Source organism: Macrococcus capreoli (genome assembly GCF_025628935.1).
In the GTDB taxonomy this organism is placed as follows: domain Bacteria; phylum Bacillota; class Bacilli; order Staphylococcales; family Staphylococcaceae; genus Macrococcoides; species Macrococcoides capreoli.
On sequence record NZ_JAOTIS010000002.1, the window covers coordinates 206,578 to 223,913 of the forward strand.

A 17,336-nucleotide genomic window follows, 5' to 3' on the forward strand; every position below is an offset into this window, starting at 1 on the left:
CCAGTTTTTCAGCGCCTTAACGCTTTGTCGACAGCCTTCTCGTTAATCTATTCTTTTCATCGGGATAGCCTTAATTAATGGTGTCGTTAATGGTATTGTTTCATACATCACTTCGTTAGATGGTAATTCAAACCATTTCACTGGTGATGCTGTAAATCGCTTAATCGCAATTTTCCATTGCAGAATCAAACGTTCATACCATAATAAATCCCCGTCTAATAACACTTCATCTTGTAACACCACAAATTTAAAGTCACTTATAACACGTAAATTATTAGTACCATATGGTCTAAACTGCTCTTTCATTTGTTTACTTTTCACTAATGATCGTGCAATATTCTTAACATAATAGTTCACATTCTGGTGCATACGGAATCCTAAAATTAACTGCACTTTAAAGATATGATCCGTATTAAAGTTCTCAATACGGTAATTAACCTGGAATGGTTCATCACTCACTTTAACATTTACAAACCAGTACACGTCTGCACGTTTCGGTCGACCATCCAGTATTGATTTAATCACTTGTTTTTCTATCATACGGTCTTCTTCATTCGTCGTTAAATACACTAAGTTCGTCGCAAATTTCGGTACACTTCTATCTAATTTCAATGATTTCAGTTGCCCTAAATAATCGTCAATTGCAATATCATGCGATTGTTTATCTTTAATTAAATAACCATCATACCAAATAATCATTACAAAGATAATTAAACATGAAATTAACACTGCAACGTAACCACCATGCGTGAACTTCGCTAGACTTGAAATAAAGAACGCAAATTCAAGCAATAAGAAAAATCCAATCATCAACATCACTAATATTTGATTGACTTGCTTTTGCTTTAAATAGTTTGAAAGTAAAATCGTAGTCATCATCATCGTCACTGTAATACTTAAGCCATATGCCGCTTCCATATTGACTGAAGTTTTAAAGTATAAAACGACAAGTACACATAAGAACCAGATCACACCAGTAACCGTAGGGATATACATTTGACCTTTCACAGTAGATGGATATTTAATATCCAGTTTCGGCATGAACTTTAAGTGAATTGCTTCAGAAACTAACGTATAAGCACCTGTAATTAACGCTTGAGATGCAATGATAGCTGCGAATGTTGCCATAAATACGCCATAAATAATGAATGAATCCGGCATGATCTGGAAGAACGGATTAATTTCATCTAATTGCGTCTTATCCCCTAAATGTGCAATCGTCCATGCACCTTGTCCCAAATAGCTTAATATTAACATAATTTTCACAAACGGCCATGTGAAGTAAATTGATTTCTTCCCAACATGCCCCATATCTGAATACAATGCTTCTGCCCCTGTCGCACATAAGAAGACAGTACCTAATATTAAAAGTCCCATTTTATTATCCGGACTAAATAAGATTTTTATCCCGTAAACCGGATTAAATGCTTGTAATACCGACAAATCCTGAACAAGTTGCAACGTTCCGAATACACCCATCATTGTAAACCATAAAAACATAACAGGTCCAAATATTTTACCGATACTTCCTGTACCAAAACGTTGAGCAAAGAAAATACAAGTTATGATCGCGATAACAATAATGATAATATTATTCTGATTTGAAGCAAAGCTATTATAGAAGTACGGAATTTCCTGTAACCCTTCAATTGCTGATGTTACTGTAACAGCAGGTGTCAATATCCCATCTGCAAGCAATGCTGCACCACCAATCATCGCAGGTACAAGTAGCCATTTCTTTTGCTTACGCACAAGGGTATATAAACTAAATATCCCCCCTTCACCATGGTTATCAGCACGCATACAAATCATGACATACTTTATCGTCGTCAACATTGTTAAAGTCCAGATGACGAGTGATAAACATCCTATTATATAATCACGGGACATTTCTGATAGTCCTCCGCCAACCGATACGATCGCTTTCATTACGTATAAAGGTGAAGTTCCGATATCACCATATACGATTCCTAAAGCAATGAGAAGCATTCCTACCGATACTTTTTTATTTTGATTGATATGCATATTACGCACCTCTATTTAATATTATTTTGACCGACAGATTGCATTGTACTCCCTTTAGCACAAGATTACAATATGTTTATCAGAAATAGTATGATTAATACATTATGACTTACCTATCGATAGATTGATGCTTCGGCAAATTTTCCTTGTATTCCTGTTTTAGGTCAAGTTCATACTTTTTTAACAGTTCTTTTTCTACTTCTAATTTTATTCTGTCTATGTGTTGCTGACTCATTTGTCGATAAATCTTATAATTAAAATACAGTATCGACAGCATGATAAGGAGTAATCCTCCAAAACCAATCATAATAAGAAGTTGTAAATGATCAAACATTGTTTGAAATTGGTTTTGTTTAGTGACGATAAAATCTTCTATATCTTTTATGGGTTGTGTGAAAAATATCATTGAAGCCCTCCATATTATTTTTCAATCCTACTGAATATATGTATGATAATACTATAAACGACGATAGGAGTGAAATTAATGATGAAAATAATCACACTGGATGCATTGATGGATACATTAAACACTGGTACAGATGCAATCCTTTTAGATGTGCGTGAACAAGATGAATTTGATGCAGGTCATATTCCACAAGCACAACTTTTACCGTTATCTCAAATTGAAACACAAGCAACACAATTAAACAAAGACAACGAATACATTATCATTTGTAAAAAAGGTGGTCGTGCACAACGTGCAGGTGAGTATCTTGATCAACTTGGTTTTAATGTAACCGTTGCTGAACAAGGCATGGATGACTGGACGGGTGAAGTAAAAATAGAATCATAATTATAAGACAGCATGTGCTGTCTTTTTTGTATGTTTCAGTTTATATTTTATGGCATATTTTTATATTTTCATAATTCATTGTAAAGACCATACCTCAAACAGGCATGGTCTTAATCAACTTTATTATCTTCTTTCAAGATTTAATCGCACATTATTAATAATCATACCCGATTGAATGCGCCCTGGTAATTTTGTGCGGTCCACTTTAAAATCTTGAGGTGGTACGTCATATTCAATTTCCTGCGCGAAATAACGCATCGTTTCTTCCATAATAATAATTGTCATCCATTCACCTGCACAACGGTGATTCGTGTAATAATCACCACCACCTTGAGGAATTAAATCAAATGGGCTTCCATCCCATTGGTCAAAGCGATATGGATTGAATCGTTCTGGTTCTGTGAATACTGCTTCATTGTGAAGTGTTCCGTAAACATCTAACACAATCATCGTCTCTTTTTTAATTTTATAGCCTTCAAATTCTATATTTTTCGCAGCTTTCCCTGGTAAAAATGGTACGAATGGATAATAACGACGCACTTCCTGTACAAATTTGTAGGCGTAATCATTATCATCACGTGCAACACGCGTTCTTTCTCCCGGGAATTCATGCATTGCTAATACACCATATGCTACAAATCGGTTAATCGCAACTAATGGTCGAATCACGTTCATTAAATCAATCGCACATAGACGTGAATCCATCGGTTTGCTATTCATATCTTCCCAATGACTAAATTCATATAATGCACTCCCCGGTGCTGGATTCAGTTTACCTTTACGCGTTTTAATAATTTGATCTTCTAGGAAATCTTCTACACGTTTTCGTGCTTTTCGTGCCTCGCGATACCCTTTATAAGGTGAACCAATTGAACCGAATGAATCAATCATTTTATCCATATCCATTGCATACTGATCAATATTCTCAGGCGTTTCAATTATACCAGCCCATCTAAAACCAATCTTCGTTAATAATATAATCGACTCCTTATATACATTAACTTCATCCATAAGCTGCATACGTTCAGTATTCTGGAACCAGTAATTGCGCGTTAATTTACGTAAATACGTTAAATTCTCATCCGTCATTAATGACATAAATAAAGCTTTACGATCAATGTGCTTTTTCCCTGTCGTCGTATGAATCGCACCTTTACCAAATAACGTTTTTACGACACGTGGTGGTAAAGTCCCTGAACGTTCAATCTTATCATTATCGTAAAACAATTCAGCTGCAGCTTTACCACTGATAACAACCGCTTGTTTACCACCTAATACACGCGTTTCAAATATGTTTGAATTAAATTTATTCGTGCGATTTTGAATATATTCATAACCTTCTTTCATAATTGAAAGTGTGTTATCGAGCCCTCTATCTTTTGGCATACGTTTTGCCATGACAATTCCCCCTAATTCATTTTAATATTCTATACCCAACTTGCGTTTAAATTAACTTAAAACAATTGATTTTGCACGGTCTAATATGAAGTCGTGTTCTGCCTCATCATTTATCCATTCATCAGGTATAACTTCACCTTCTTTATCCAGACCATAAACAAATACAAAATTATCAAATGTTAAAGTTTCGAATCGATTGGCTGCACCGAAACTACGTTCACCAACCGTCTTTATACCACTATGCTGAATAAAAAATTCAGCACTCCCCTTCGTTTGAGCTGATATTAAGATCACATCTGCATGATACGTTTGTGGAGTAATGCCACGCGCATATCTTAAGTCTAATATAACGGGACAGTTGTGATCATATGCTACATGTTCATCGAAATTATAAATCGTGACTACTATATATCCATTATATTGTTTTACTGAATTGTCCGGTAACTGCATAAATTGTTGTACGTCAAATTCATAAGTTTGGTCACCACGTAACACAGTCATTTGTGATTGTTTCTCGATAATATGAGACCAGTCTTGAGACAAATCATCATCATAATATAATAACTTTGCGTATCTCGTATTTAATACTTTAATGTCATCCTGACTCATCTTCATAATGCTATCACCTACTACTAATCTAGTGTCTGCATTGACTTCAGTGACAATTAATGAATCACCTGACTTCTTCGCGTGAAAACCGTTATGACACCATAAATAACGATGATAAAAAAAGAAACGCTTCACTTGAAATTCAGTTAAATATTCCATCATCATTTGCTGGAAAGTATAGTCGTTACCTGGCGAAAGATTTTTGATCATATTTAAATATAATGCATCGGTCTCATCATCTTGAAACCCAATTAATGCATGGACTTTTGTTGCGACATGTTTAAATATTTCATGATAATGATATCCCATCCGTGTTCCCCCTTATGTATATATATAAAATATAGGGTTTAATTCGAAATTTTACAAATAAAAAGACCACCTCAGTCTTGAGGTGGCTTTAATAAGAGATTGATCGCTTTCGTTAAGCCTCGATTTCATCATAATCGACTTGTTCCTGCAAGTATACTTTACCATCAATTTTAATGATGTAAGCACCTTGTGTATCCGGCTCTATCGTTAACACTAATCTCTTTTCACTGTCTTTTGTCGTTTCATAAGATTCATACACTGTTGAAATATCATTATTTTTATCTTTAATAAATATCTCAACTAATTGTGGCACTTTTTCTTTTGTACTATTTTCGTTTGATGATTTTTCAGATGTCGGAATATCTTGTTTTGCTTTATATGGAATGCGTACGACACCGATATATTTTTTATCTTCTAATTGCGGTGCTTCGGTAGTCGTCTCTTCTTTTTTCGTAACTTTCTTTTCTTTCCCTTTCGAAACTTCAAAATTAATTGTTGAGCCGTAAGGATATTTAATATTACGTACATTTTGTGAAATTACATTACCTTTCGGCACATCATCAGAATAGATAACCTGCATAACATTAACGACAAATCCTAATTGTTCTAATTCTGCTTTCGCTTTTTCAAATGACAGGCCGGTATAGTCTTGAACAAATATTTGTTCAACACCTTTCGATACAGTAAATTCAACCGTTGTATCTTTAGGGTTAACTTCTTTATTTTCTTTTATGTTTTGCTTAATGATTGTACCAGACTTCTCATAATGGTACTCCTGTTTGATATTAATTTTTTCAAACCCTTCAGCCTCTAACTGTTTTTTTACTTTATTAATATCCATACCAACATAATCTTCAAACTTAAACTTTTTCGTCCCTTTCGATACAGTCAAATTAATCGATGTCAATTCCTTCACCTTTTTACTGTATTCAGGGTCCGATGCAATAACGATCCCTTCATCATATTCATCAGAATAAACAGTGTTGACAATCCCTTTTCTTAAATTATGTTGTTCAAGTAAACGCGTTGCTTCAGCAAGCGACTTACCATTCAGGTCTGGAACAGTACTATATTTCGGTGCAAACGTCATATAAGCTATAGCACTACCTAATCCTAAAATTAAGAATAACGGAATGAGCCACAGCCACCATTTGCGCTTTTTCTTTTGAGGTGTCGGCTTATGTTCTTCATCATATTGAGATGGAGGAGTATTTTGATGCACCGGTGTTGTATTGACTGGCTGCATTTCAATCGTATCATCCGTATTGACAACAGGTATCATCATCGTCGCTTCATCTGCTATCTTCATTTTCGGTTCTTCCGCACGTTCTTCATCTAAACATGTGCTTAAATCATCATACATTTCCTGCGTCGTACGATAGCGCTGATACTTTTCCTTCATTGTTGCTTTTAGAATAATATTTTCTAACGCTTGAGGCACATTTGGATTCTCTTCAATAACTGATGGGAGTTGCTCTTGTATATGTTTAATTGCAACGCCTACAGCAGATTCACCTTCATGCGGCGGATGTCCCGTTAACATTTCAAACAAGACGATACCGATTGAATAAATATCACTCGCTTCATCGGTTTGTTTCCCTTTTGCTTGTTCAGGAGACAAATAATGCACGCTACCCATAATATGATTCGTATGCGTCATCGCCGTTTCACTTAATGCGCGTGCAATACCAAAATCTGATATTTTAAGTTCTTTATTTTGTGTCATTAATATATTTTGCGGTTTAATATCACGATGAATAATGCGATTTTGATGCGCATGTTCAATCCCACGTAATATTTGTTTCGTAAAAAATACCGCTTCTTTCACATCAAGCGGACCACGTTCCCTTATATATTCGTGAAGTGTAGGTCCATCAATAAATTCCATAATCATATAGTAATGGCGCTCATCTTCATCAACATCTAATACTTTTACAATGTTTGGATGCGATAACGTCGTAGCATTTTGTACTTCTCGTTCAAATCGTTTAACCGCTCTGTCGATATCTACAGGTGGTACATTAATGATCTTCACAGCCACCTGGGCATCTAAAATAATATCGTGGGCAAGATATACACTACTCATCCCACCGCCACCGATATATTTTATTAACTTATAACGGTCACTAATGACTGTACCAATCATTTACTCGCCCCCTTTTAATGGGACTAGCACCAATGAAATATTATCTCGTGCACCAGCATTAACACTCGCTTGAATCAACGCATCACCCGCTGATTTAACTGTATCATGTGCAAAAATAATTTCATGAATGACTGACTCTTCAAGATAATCGGTTAAACCGTCCGAAGAAAGTAATAAGTATTGGTAGCGATCGAAATCATATTCAAATAAATCTGGATGGACGCGCTTATCTGAACCCATCACTTTCGTAATCACATTGCGTTGCGGATGATTACGCGCTTCTTCTTTCGTTAAACCACCAGCCATCAGTAAATGATTCACAAATGTATGATCATGTGTGATTTGTCGCATTTCACGTTCGTTTATCAAATAAGCACGTGAATCACCAACATTTGCAACAATCACTTGATGGTCAAATAATAATGCACAAACAAGCGTCGTACCCATTCCTTGATTTTCATTTTCCAGATGACTTTGCTGATAAAGTTGACGATTTATATCTGAAATATTACTTTTGAGCCAACTTTCAGCATTTTCTCGTTCGATATAATTTTCATCTGCAAAGCGTACGCCGATTAATTCATTAACAAATTTACTTGCGACATCACCTGCATTATGACCACCCATGCCATCACAAATAACGACAAGCATCTGGCCCGTATGATTATAATATACACCACCGGCATCTTCATTACGTGCTCTGACCGGCCCCATATCAGTAAAAAAACGTGCGTGCATATGACTACCTCGTTTCTTCTTCTCTTTCTTTCGCGCGTAATTGACCGCATGCCGCATCAATATCCGCACCATGTTCACGTCTTATTGTAGCATTGATTCCATTTCTTTTTAATTCTTTTTCGAACTTAAAGATATCTTCTTTTGGTGTACGGACATAATCACGTTCAGGAACGTGGTTTACTGGTATTAAGTTCACGTGACAGTTTAAATGTTTGATGAGTTTAGCCAGTGCTTTCGCATGATGTACCTGGTCATTCATGCCACCAAATAAACCGTATTCAAACGTAATACGACGCCCCGTTTTATTGACATAGTATTCAATTGATTCCATTAATTTATCTAAATCATATGCACGGTTAATCGGCATTAAACGACTACGGATTTCATTGTTTGGACCGTGTAAACTTAATGCGAAGTTGATTTGAAGTTCCTCATCTGCAAAGTCATAAATTCTTGGAATAATACCAGATGTCGATACTGTAATATGTCGCGCACCGATATTTAATCCATCATTATGGTTAATAATCTTTAAGAAGTCCATCATTTCTTCGTAGTTCTCAAATGGTTCACCGATACCCATAATGACAACGTGACTCACACGTTCTTCAGTTAAATCTAGTGTTTGTTGAACCGCTAGTACTTGTGCTACGATTTCACCCGCTTCTAAGTTTCGCTTTAATCCACCTAATGTTGACGCACAGAATGTACAACCGATACGGCACCCTACTTGTGTTGTTACACATACTGAATTCCCGTAGTCATGACGCATTAATACAGTTTCAATCGTATAACCATCTTGTAATTCAAATAAGAATTTAATCGTACCATCTTTACTCTCCTGCTTGACAACTGTTTTTAAAGTGGTCATTGTAAAGTTTGCTTCTAATACTTCGCGAAGTTCTTTTGAAAGGTTTGTCATCTCTTCGAAACTAGTGACACGTTTAACGTATAACCAGTCAAAGATTTGTTTCGCACGGAAACTTTGTTGTTTGTGATCAGCTAACCACTCTTTTAATTCATCTAATTGTAACGAGTAGATTGACGGTTTCTCAAAGTTCGGCATGAACTTTTTATTTTTCTTTTCTAATAAAGCCATTATTATTCACTCTTCCTTCTTAACTTTGCAATAAAGAATCCGTCAGACTTTAAGTCCTGAGGTAAAATTTGCAATAGTTTATGTTCTCCTAGTACGGGTAAAGTAATCGGTTCGATTTCGAAATCTGGATTTTGTTTAATAAACGAATACACGACATTGTCATTTTCCATTTGTTCTATTGTACATGTAGAGTATACTAACAGACCACCTGGTTTTACAACTTTGCTGGCATTTGTAAGTATTTCTAACTGCATCGGCCAAAGTGTTTCGATATCTTTTGGCGTCTTTTCATATTTAATTTCCGGTTTACGTTTAATGACGCCAAATCCTGAACAAGGTGCATCAACGAGTACGCGGTCGTACTCCCCTTCAAACGGTTCAAGTGCATCGTGGACTGAAGGTTCAATATTACGTAAACTTAAACGATTGATATTGTACTTGATTAAATCAATTTTGTGCGGGTAAACATCATGGCTGACAACACGACCTGTACGGTTCATCTTCTCGGCGATATGACACGCTTTACCACCTGGTGCACTACATGTATCAAGAATCTTTTCGCCCTCTTGTGGGTCTAATACGTTAGCGACTAACATACTTGAAGCATCCTGCACGCTTAAGAATCCATGTTTGAATAGTGGATTTTGTACAATCGGTGGACCGTCTATCGCTAAACATTCAGGGATAATTTCTGATTGCTCGACGTCGTACCCTTCGTCCTGTAGACGTTTGATTGCTTCTTCTATCGTAATCTTTGTTGTGTTCACACGTACAGTCGTTTCTGGATATGTTAAGAATTCTTCAGCCATATCACGCGTCTTATCAAATCCAAAATGCGTATTCCAATGTTTGATTAACCATAAAGGCGTACTCGTTTCAACGCTTAAACGCTTTAGGTCATCCTTAATTTCAGCAAAGTCACGTAATGCACTACGTTGGAAGTTACGTAAAATGGCATTCATTGTGTTTGCACCACTAATAGATCCACGTTGCTTCGTGATTTCAACTGCTTCATTAATTATGGCGTGATCTGGTACTTTATCTAAATATATCGCTTGATACACACTCATCAATAGTAAGCGACGCATCCAGCCTTTTATATTCGCTTTAATAAACGGTTCGATGTAAAACTCTAGGGTTAGTTTATGTTGTAACGTACCATATACAAGCTCAGTAAGCAATGCGCGATCAACAGGTTCAACGTAACCTTCTTTAATGGCTTCATTAATCAGTAAGTTACTGTAGCCCCCATCTGTTAATACCTGGTCTAAAATTTCTAAGGCAATATATCTTACACTACGCTTATGCTCCATTAAATGTTTGCCCCACAATCGTTTGTTTTAATCCTGCGACGTAGTCACTTGCTTTCATACGTTTCTTCCCTGCAGGTTGAATTTCAGTTAATAGTACTGCACCGTCGTTTGTCGCAACTTTAATACCGTGTTTATCAGCTGTTAAAATTTCACCAGGTTGACCATGACCTTCTATAATCTCAGACATCCAAAGTTTAACGTTCTGACCATCAAGCTTAGCAAAACCAACCGGCCAAGGACTTAAACCACGAATGTGATCATGGACGGCCTGACTCGTACGATCAAACGTTACATATTCTTCTTCACGACTCACGTTAGATGCAAATGTTGCAGCATCATGATTTTGTGGTGTACGTTCGTTTGTTTCATCTAATATACTTGGTAATGTTTCAAGTAATAAGTCTATACCCGCACCACTTAATTTATCGTGTAATGTACCGACTGTATCATTTTGTTCGATTGGGACAACGATTTGCGAAATCATGTCACCTGCGTCTAACTTTTTCGCCATATACATAATGGTTACGCCGGATTCTTTTTCACCGTTAATAATCGCTTTATGAATCGGAGCGCCGCCACGATATTTAGGTAATAGGGATGCATGAACGTTTATACAGCCTAATCGTGGAATATTCAGTATACGTTCAGGTAACAATTGGCCATAAGCCGCCGTAATAATAAGATCTGGATTTAAGTTTTGAACATATTCAAACGCTTCATCACTTGTCATTTTTTCAGGTTGATATACTTCAATGCCAAGTTCAACCGCTTGTGCTTTTACAGGTGGTGCAGTAAGAACACGTTTACGACCAACCGGTTTATCAGGTTGCGTGATGACATGTGTCACACCATAGGCTTCGTGTACCGCTTTTAAAATTGGCGCTGAGAAATCAGGTGTTCCCATAAAAATGATATTAGGCTTCTTCATCATACATCGCCTCCAGTTCTTCTTCAGTAACGTATCGTGTTACTTTCTCAGTAAACATTACGCCGTATAAATGATCTACCTCATGTTGAATAATACGTGCAATATCATCATATGCTGTCATTTCGATTACATTACCGTCTAGATCATTTGCTTTAATCGTAATTTCAGTTGAGCGATCAACAAGCCCGAAGACATCAGGTACTGATAAACACCCTTCTACATCGCTCTCTTTTTCTTCTGAGTAATGTGTGATGACCGGGTTAACCAATTGCAGAATACCGTCTTGTTCCATATCCACAAGTGCGACTTTTAAATCGACACCAATTTGAGGTGCTGCGATACCAACACCATTATAATGGAACAAACTATCTTCTAAATCTTGAATTAATGCTTTTAAACTATCGTCAAAAGCTGTGACATCTTTTACTTCTCTATGCATTAATGCATCGTTTTTATCAATTAATGGTTTAATCAATGGAATTTCTCCTTTTTTATTCAATCATTCTATTTTACTTTATTTTGGGCTAAAATGCGATATATTCGTTTAAACGATAAAACTCTCTTTAACTTTTGCTAAAGAGAGTGGATTAGTGTTATTTTACTATATTTTGAGATGAGATTCAAAGGGTTAGGAGTGTACTCGGGTGGTTGCATTGGCGAGTTTGCAGATGCGATTGTATTTTTGGAATACTACCGTTAATATCAGTTCTTAGAAATTGCAAAAATTGCAAAGCCAATAAGATAAAGGAATAAATATAATACAAGTCTCATCATCAATATTTTCTTTTTATCTTCTTTAATTTTACGACTAATTTCTTCTAATTCAACAAAAAATTCCTCCATGGATTCCAGTTCTCCATCAAGTATTATTTTTTTATCGCTTTTTGATTCTGTCTGATTACATCCTATATCACTTATACTTTAATTGAATCGCATAATGATATGGAATAACATCTTTAATATTCGTTTCTTGCCAACCCAATTCTTCATGTGACTTTTCACTTATTTCTGTGGCAGTATCATGTTTAAACAACGCAACAACATGGTTTAACACATTTATTTCTTCTTCGGTAAAATTTTCAATCGACAATGCTTTATTACTCACTAAGTACTCTCCTGTTCCATTAATAAATGGTTTCCACTGAATTATTTCCTCCTCAGCTAACAATCCATATAACAATTCTGAACGATATGGAACTGGACCATAATGATTTTTTATATATGTTGTACCAGTTATTGATCTTACATATTGATTAAAATAAATAAAATCCGAGTAAAATAATAATTTATTTAATTTCGTTTTCGAGATCATAGGGATGTGCTTATAAAAAAATGATATGACATCCTCAAATTTTCTTATATCAAATTTATGATATCCATTATTAAGATTTAAATCATTATCAATAAAGTAATTTTCAATACTAGACAATTCATTAACTGAATTTCCGGATTCCAATTCATATAATCTTTGTTGAAGTTTAATTTGCACTTTTTCGTCAACTTTATTTTTATTACGTTCAAACAGCAACTTCATTTCTTCAACGTTGCTATCAATATTTTTATATAAATTGTTATTTACTTTAGAAGGTAACGCACCTTTTTCATAACGCGAAATTGTAGCCTTACCTAGTCCAGTTATTTGCGCAAAATCTCTTTGAGACAATTGATATTTTTCGCGTATTTCTCTTATTTCTATATTGCCTAACAAATCATTTTTAGCTCTATAAACATTAAAAGCCTTATTAATCGCGATATTATCTAATTGTTCGTCAAATACTTTTTCATTCGTATCTAATGAAAATCTAAATTCTGATTCAATTTGAATATCTTCGTCTCTTACTTTAAAAGTTTCTTTATCACGTTTAATATAAGTATTCATGATTCCACCTCTTTACATAATTATTTTTGATAAGGTAACATGAATGGACCAGTTGAAGGTTTAAATGAAAGAACTTTACACTTATTATCATTCGTTAATTTTATTTTAATATATGCCATTTGACCGTCTATTTCTTTTCCAAATTCCCAAATATCTGTACCATCACCATTGTGATCTAAAGTAGGTCCTCTATCATAATCTAAATATGTCAAATCAAATAATTCTGCTTTTGCTAATGTAATATCTAAACCTAACATCGTTATTCCGTCGTAAGTTCTTGGTACAAATTCAATTCCATTGACTAACTGAAATTTAAAACGAATTAAAAATGCATTTATCTCAGCAATAGAAGTATTAATTACATCTGACAAACTTATTTCACCTCAAAATACGGTATCATTTGATACCAATTTATCACATCCAATATTTATATGCAAATATAATGTTATACAAAAAAGAAGCATGCGATATTTATCGCATACTTCATGTACTTACATCATCATATAAGTATCACGTATAGCGAAAAAATAACATCCGATAAAATACAAAATACAGTATTATCAAGGGTTTAGACTCCCCTATCTGTAGTTTTATATTTCATTAGATGTTATCTATTGTAGTTTTGTTGTCGTTTTTTTGTAGTTTTATTTAAATTAACTTGGAATGATACCAAAAATACTTAATAAACTAGCCAACGCTTCACTTGTTCCAATTATTTTCTCAACACCAGTAAGCAATGATTTTGCACCTGAGAAGTTTTCTTTATTTACTTCTGCTTCAACTTGTTCAATTAAAGGAATAATTGTTTCCTGATTAGATTCTATTAAATCCTTTTTTAAATCACCTAACAAGTCTTTAATTTCATTAATATTTACATCATTACTATTGTTCATAATATTAGTGTTATTATCACCTATATTATTTTGCTGGTTAGTAGCATTAAAATTATTATTCACAACTTTCACCTCATCGATATTAATAAATGGAGTAATAACACTAGGAATCGAACCTTTTACCAACTCAATGTTTTCTTCATATATTGTTAAAGCAGACAAAGGTATTATTTCGTTATTATTTGTTGGTAGTGTTATTACTCTTTCAAACTTTTTTCTTTTTAAAAACTCCTTATAATCCTCACTAATATTGAATACAGGAAATAAATCATTTTGTGTTATATCTAATTCTTCTTCACAGTATAAACACTGTTCGTCGTTAATACTTTTACTGATATCTAAAACTCTATTGCAATTTGGACATCTCAATTCCCAAGTTAGTATTAATTCTTTAGTTTTAACATATTCTAAAAGTAAATTAAAAGAATCATCTATCGATACGTTTGCATATTTTGAAAATACGCTTGGAGAAAATTTACTAATAGGCAATTTGGACATTTCAACTAAAAAAATATTAAGTTTCTCACGTATCTGAAAATCAATAACCATTAAAATCACCTCATTTTATATTACAATTTTTCTCCTAACATAAGATAGTATAGACTCATTAACAGGTGAGTTAAAATACAAACTTTTAGATGAGATACTTGCTCTTAAAGTATAACTGTTTTCAATTCCATCTTCTACATGTTTAATTTTAATATAACCAGCATTATGATTCAAATTTGGGTCTAGATACTTAAACATCGGATTTTTTCGTATATCCTTACCACTACCTAATGATATAGTTTCTAATCCTGATAATATAGTAGATGAAAACGGCATTAATTCGTTACTCAAGTTATTTTCGAATAAATCATTAGTTTCAATTAATATTGCTTCTAATTCCTTGAGTTCTTGATTTCTGAAATATTCATCTAAGCCGTTGAGTACTTTTGAAATTCCTTCTAATTGTTCCTTTGACAAATCCATTTTTTTATCTGTTGATGCCAAGGTATCTAATAATTCCCCATCTAATTTCTTTAAAACATCATCTAAGCTTTCAGGAAAAATTTCTTTCAACATTTCATTTGATGGTTCACCATTAAATATTTTTAAAAGTTGAAGTATGACATCTTTAGCTTTTTTACTGTCTCCTCTATACTCTAACACTTTATTTTTAAAATCAATTAATACTGTTGAATAGCCTGGAGTTGGTACAGTATTTATTTCATCGCCGTACATCTCGTTTTTCACACTTGCTTTGTATATAAATCGTAAATATATTTTTTCTTTATTATCTGATATAAAACCAGTAAATATTATTGGTTTTATATCTAAGTTCTCTCGGGATGGTATTCTTTTGTGCCTAAAGATATCTTTAGTAGAAATCAATTTTTGTTTTACGTCTTCAGCAGACCAATCTTCAATAACTTTGTACCACTTAACTGATACTTTACCAGCCAATAAATTTTGATCTACTATACTTTTAATTGTTTCATCTGTAATTGGAGATTTATTTATTTCTGTATAAATTTCTGATGCCATTTCAATCTTCGTTGAAGCAACAGTAATATTTAATTGAGTAGCTATTTTCTGTAGATCTTCTTTACTGAATTTCATTAAATCATTAGAAACTAACATAGAACTGAATTCCATACATTTTCCCCTTTTCTCTGTGTAGTTAATTTATTATACCTAATAAGTGTAAAATTGAATACTCGTATTTACTGCAAAAAAAACGCCCTGCACATCGGGGAATGACGTACAGGGCTACTACACATATATAATTATATCATAAATATGTATATTTAATATTATTTAAACCAGCTGATATTACTTATTACTTCTAATGTTTTTGCTAAAGAATACGGGATAGCTAATATTGATATAAAAACAGCTGAAATAATTGCAAATTTTGTTTTAATTAAGTCCGCCTTAGTTAACTCACCTTCGTGTTTTATCCAGGTATATAATTTTTCACTTGAATCTTTAATTAATAAAAATAAAGCTAGAAAAAAATTAACTGTAAAATATGAGAATAAAACTACTATAAATATATATGAAACAATATCAAATAATTCATCTTTATTATTTATATAGAAAAAGGTTAATGCAAATAACAAAACTCCTAATGCAAAATTAACAGATTTATCTTTTGCATCTAACTTTGAAAGATAATTCATACAACAAATTGATGACAATATCAAACAAATCCCATATAACAAGAACATTTTTAGATCACTTGCATTTAAAGTGTCATTTACCATTGAATTTATTCCATCTAAAATATTACTAATCGGCTTTGCTAAAAATAAACTTAGTAGAAACACTAATGTTGCTTGTAATGAATAAGGTATTAGTTTTTTAATATTTTTCTTTTCTTCAATTTTATTAGGGACTACTGTTTTGTTATGATTCATATGTTTGTTGTTATTCATACTATATCTCTCCTTAATCTTTTGTTGATTATATCTTAATATAAGAGTTATTTATTAATTTTAACTGATGTTTAAGGTAAATTTAAGGTTTCACTACTCTGACATTCCGATTTTAAGCACTCGAAAATGTTTTCGCTGGGTCAATGTGCGTAAAGTCGCTTAAAATGGCATAAGAAAACCACATTGCTATTTATACAATGTGGTTATTTATGACTTTCATAATACTTTTTTTCTTCACTATCATAGTAATGTACAAAAAGTATAGGTATTAATGCACATATTAAAGTTGGAATCATAGCATACTCACTTTTATTAATTGCTAGAATGACACCGAGAATACCAAATAATGTCCCGATTATTGCTAATGATATAAGTAGTTTAGATTTGAAAAATACATTATTCACTATAAGCCCTCCAATGAATCCATTTATTACTATAATCTTAACGGAATGGAAAATGATTGGCAAATCATAATAGTGAATATGAAATGACTTATCACACTGTAAACCACTATTTTACTGGGATCTTTGGCTATCTGATTATTACCCAAATCAACATTTATCACCATTAAAAAGAGGATAACCAACTTAATGGCTATCCTTTATAATTTATTTCTTTTTAACTGTTCCTTTATTCTCTTCTATGATTTGTGCTAATACTTTATCAATCACTCTATCAAGATGTTTATTAAGCATTGCCTCACCTAGCATAAATATTCGCTTAATTTCTTCAATATCCTTACCCTGCAAGAAACAAAGGAATATAGCCTCTTCTCTTACAGTAGCTACC

General features: G+C 33.5%; 19 protein-coding genes. 1 reads left to right on the top strand and 18 read right to left on the bottom strand.

Going from position 1 to position 17,336, the window contains the following annotated elements; genetic code table 11:
* Positions 1–42: 42 nt before the first annotated feature.
* On the bottom strand, positions 43–2,025 hold the full coding sequence (locus OCL94_RS02740; protein ID WP_262994309.1) for a KUP/HAK/KT family potassium transporter: 1,983 nt from the start codon (positions 2,023–2,025) through the stop codon (positions 43–45).
* A 109-nt stretch (positions 2,026–2,134) separates the two neighbouring features.
* Positions 2,135–2,431 (bottom strand): hypothetical protein, encoded by a 297-nt coding sequence (locus OCL94_RS02745; RefSeq protein ID WP_262994312.1) that lies wholly within the window; start codon positions 2,429–2,431, stop codon positions 2,135–2,137.
* Between the two features lie 78 nt (positions 2,432–2,509).
* Here OCL94_RS02745 and OCL94_RS02750 point away from each other — a divergent pair, with 78 nt between their 5' ends.
* The gene (locus tag OCL94_RS02750; RefSeq protein ID WP_262994314.1) at positions 2,510–2,818 is read left to right on the top strand and encodes a rhodanese-like domain-containing protein; all 309 of its coding nucleotides are present in this window, start codon (positions 2,510–2,512) and stop codon (positions 2,816–2,818) included.
* A gap of 123 nt (positions 2,819–2,941) precedes the next feature.
* On the opposite strand, the gene OCL94_RS02755 is transcribed toward OCL94_RS02750, so the two are convergent.
* From OCL94_RS02755 to OCL94_RS02830, 16 genes are all read right to left on the bottom strand, one after another.
* Positions 2,942–4,216, bottom strand: a complete 1,275-nt coding sequence (locus OCL94_RS02755; protein ID WP_262994316.1) for a cytochrome P450 — start codon at positions 4,214–4,216, stop codon at positions 2,942–2,944.
* A gap of 51 nt (positions 4,217–4,267) precedes the next feature.
* Positions 4,268–5,134: a hypothetical protein gene (locus OCL94_RS02760; RefSeq protein ID WP_262994318.1), complete on the bottom strand. Its 867-nt coding sequence runs from the start codon at positions 5,132–5,134 to the stop codon at positions 4,268–4,270.
* Positions 5,135–5,246: 112 nt separating this feature from the next.
* The gene (pknB, locus tag OCL94_RS02765; protein WP_262994320.1) at positions 5,247–7,280 is read right to left on the bottom strand and encodes a Stk1 family PASTA domain-containing Ser/Thr kinase; all 2,034 of its coding nucleotides are present in this window, start codon (positions 7,278–7,280) and stop codon (positions 5,247–5,249) included.
* Positions 7,281–8,018, bottom strand: a complete 738-nt coding sequence (locus OCL94_RS02770) for a Stp1/IreP family PP2C-type Ser/Thr phosphatase (protein WP_262994322.1) — start codon at positions 8,016–8,018, stop codon at positions 7,281–7,283.
* Between the two features lie 4 nt (positions 8,019–8,022).
* On the bottom strand, positions 8,023–9,114 hold the full coding sequence (gene rlmN, locus OCL94_RS02775) for a dual-specificity RNA methyltransferase RlmN (RefSeq protein ID WP_262994325.1): 1,092 nt from the start codon (positions 9,112–9,114) through the stop codon (positions 8,023–8,025).
* 2 nt (positions 9,115–9,116) lie between these two features.
* Positions 9,117–10,427 carry a 16S rRNA (cytosine(967)-C(5))-methyltransferase RsmB gene (gene rsmB / locus OCL94_RS02780; RefSeq protein ID WP_262994328.1) on the bottom strand — a complete coding sequence of 437 codons (1,311 nt, stop codon included), beginning with the start codon at positions 10,425–10,427 and terminating at the stop codon, positions 9,117–9,119.
* A complete protein-coding gene (gene fmt, locus OCL94_RS02785) occupies positions 10,417–11,355 on the bottom strand; it encodes a methionyl-tRNA formyltransferase (RefSeq protein ID WP_262994374.1) in 939 nt (312 codons plus the stop codon). The genes rsmB and fmt overlap by 11 nt, the downstream gene beginning before the upstream one ends.
* Positions 11,342–11,830, bottom strand: a complete 489-nt coding sequence (def, locus tag OCL94_RS02790) for a peptide deformylase (RefSeq protein ID WP_262994330.1) — start codon at positions 11,828–11,830, stop codon at positions 11,342–11,344. The genes fmt and def overlap by 14 nt, the downstream gene beginning before the upstream one ends.
* Before the next feature lie 227 nt (positions 11,831–12,057).
* On the bottom strand, positions 12,058–12,198 hold the full coding sequence (locus OCL94_RS02795; RefSeq protein WP_262994332.1) for a hypothetical protein: 141 nt from the start codon (positions 12,196–12,198) through the stop codon (positions 12,058–12,060).
* Positions 12,199–12,265: 67 nt separating this feature from the next.
* Positions 12,266–13,234, bottom strand: coding sequence for a type II TA system antitoxin MqsA family protein (locus OCL94_RS02800; RefSeq protein ID WP_262994335.1), 969 nt, complete (start codon positions 13,232–13,234; stop codon positions 12,266–12,268).
* Positions 13,235–13,254: 20 nt separating this feature from the next.
* Entirely contained in the window at positions 13,255–13,605 is a 351-nt protein-coding gene (locus tag OCL94_RS02805) for a hypothetical protein (protein ID WP_262994338.1), read from the bottom strand.
* Positions 13,606–13,887: 282 nt separating this feature from the next.
* Positions 13,888–14,676: a hypothetical protein gene (locus OCL94_RS02810; RefSeq protein ID WP_262994340.1), complete on the bottom strand. Its 789-nt coding sequence runs from the start codon at positions 14,674–14,676 to the stop codon at positions 13,888–13,890.
* 15 nt (positions 14,677–14,691) lie between these two features.
* Positions 14,692–15,765: a hypothetical protein gene (locus tag OCL94_RS02815; RefSeq protein WP_262994343.1), complete on the bottom strand. Its 1,074-nt coding sequence runs from the start codon at positions 15,763–15,765 to the stop codon at positions 14,692–14,694.
* Between the two features lie 158 nt (positions 15,766–15,923).
* Positions 15,924–16,547, bottom strand: coding sequence for a hypothetical protein (locus OCL94_RS02820; RefSeq protein ID WP_262994346.1), 624 nt, complete (start codon positions 16,545–16,547; stop codon positions 15,924–15,926).
* Positions 16,548–16,750: 203 nt separating this feature from the next.
* Entirely contained in the window at positions 16,751–16,951 is a 201-nt protein-coding gene (locus OCL94_RS02825) for a hypothetical protein (RefSeq protein WP_262994348.1), read from the bottom strand.
* Between the two features lie 204 nt (positions 16,952–17,155).
* A partial coding sequence (locus OCL94_RS02830; protein ID WP_262994351.1) for a hypothetical protein occupies positions 17,156–17,336 on the bottom strand: 181 nt, incomplete at its 5' end.

Excerpts from the sequence above, each read along its gene's own strand:
- OCL94_RS02740 (WP_262994309.1), bottom strand. The coding sequence starts at position 2,025 with ATGCATATCAATCAAAATAAAAAAGTATCGGTAGGAATGCTTCTCATT.
- OCL94_RS02795 (WP_262994332.1), bottom strand. The coding sequence starts at position 12,198 with ATGGAGGAATTTTTTGTTGAATTAGAAGAAATTAGTCGTAAAATTAAA.
- OCL94_RS02750 (WP_262994314.1), top strand. The coding sequence starts at position 2,510 with ATGATGAAAATAATCACACTGGATGCATTGATGGATACATTAAACACT.
- OCL94_RS02770 (WP_262994322.1), bottom strand. The coding sequence starts at position 8,018 with ATGCACGCACGTTTTTTTACTGATATGGGGCCGGTCAGAGCACGTAAT.
- OCL94_RS02800 (WP_262994335.1), bottom strand. The coding sequence starts at position 13,234 with ATGAATACTTATATTAAACGTGATAAAGAAACTTTTAAAGTAAGAGAC.
- OCL94_RS02820 (WP_262994346.1), bottom strand. The coding sequence starts at position 16,547 with ATGAATAACAACAAACATATGAATCATAACAAAACAGTAGTCCCTAAT.
- rlmN (WP_262994325.1), bottom strand. The coding sequence starts at position 9,114 with ATGGCTTTATTAGAAAAGAAAAATAAAAAGTTCATGCCGAACTTTGAG.
- OCL94_RS02760 (WP_262994318.1), bottom strand. The coding sequence starts at position 5,134 with ATGGGATATCATTATCATGAAATATTTAAACATGTCGCAACAAAAGTC.
- pknB (WP_262994320.1), bottom strand. The coding sequence starts at position 7,280 with ATGATTGGTACAGTCATTAGTGACCGTTATAAGTTAATAAAATATATC.
- OCL94_RS02810 (WP_262994340.1), bottom strand. The coding sequence starts at position 14,676 with ATGGTTATTGATTTTCAGATACGTGAGAAACTTAATATTTTTTTAGTT.
- OCL94_RS02755 (WP_262994316.1), bottom strand. The coding sequence starts at position 4,216 with ATGGCAAAACGTATGCCAAAAGATAGAGGGCTCGATAACACACTTTCA.
- OCL94_RS02815 (WP_262994343.1), bottom strand. The coding sequence starts at position 15,765 with ATGGAATTCAGTTCTATGTTAGTTTCTAATGATTTAATGAAATTCAGT.
- rsmB (WP_262994328.1), bottom strand. The coding sequence starts at position 10,427 with ATGGAGCATAAGCGTAGTGTAAGATATATTGCCTTAGAAATTTTAGAC.
- OCL94_RS02745 (WP_262994312.1), bottom strand. The coding sequence starts at position 2,431 with ATGATATTTTTCACACAACCCATAAAAGATATAGAAGATTTTATCGTC.
- fmt (WP_262994374.1), bottom strand. The coding sequence starts at position 11,355 with ATGAAGAAGCCTAATATCATTTTTATGGGAACACCTGATTTCTCAGCG.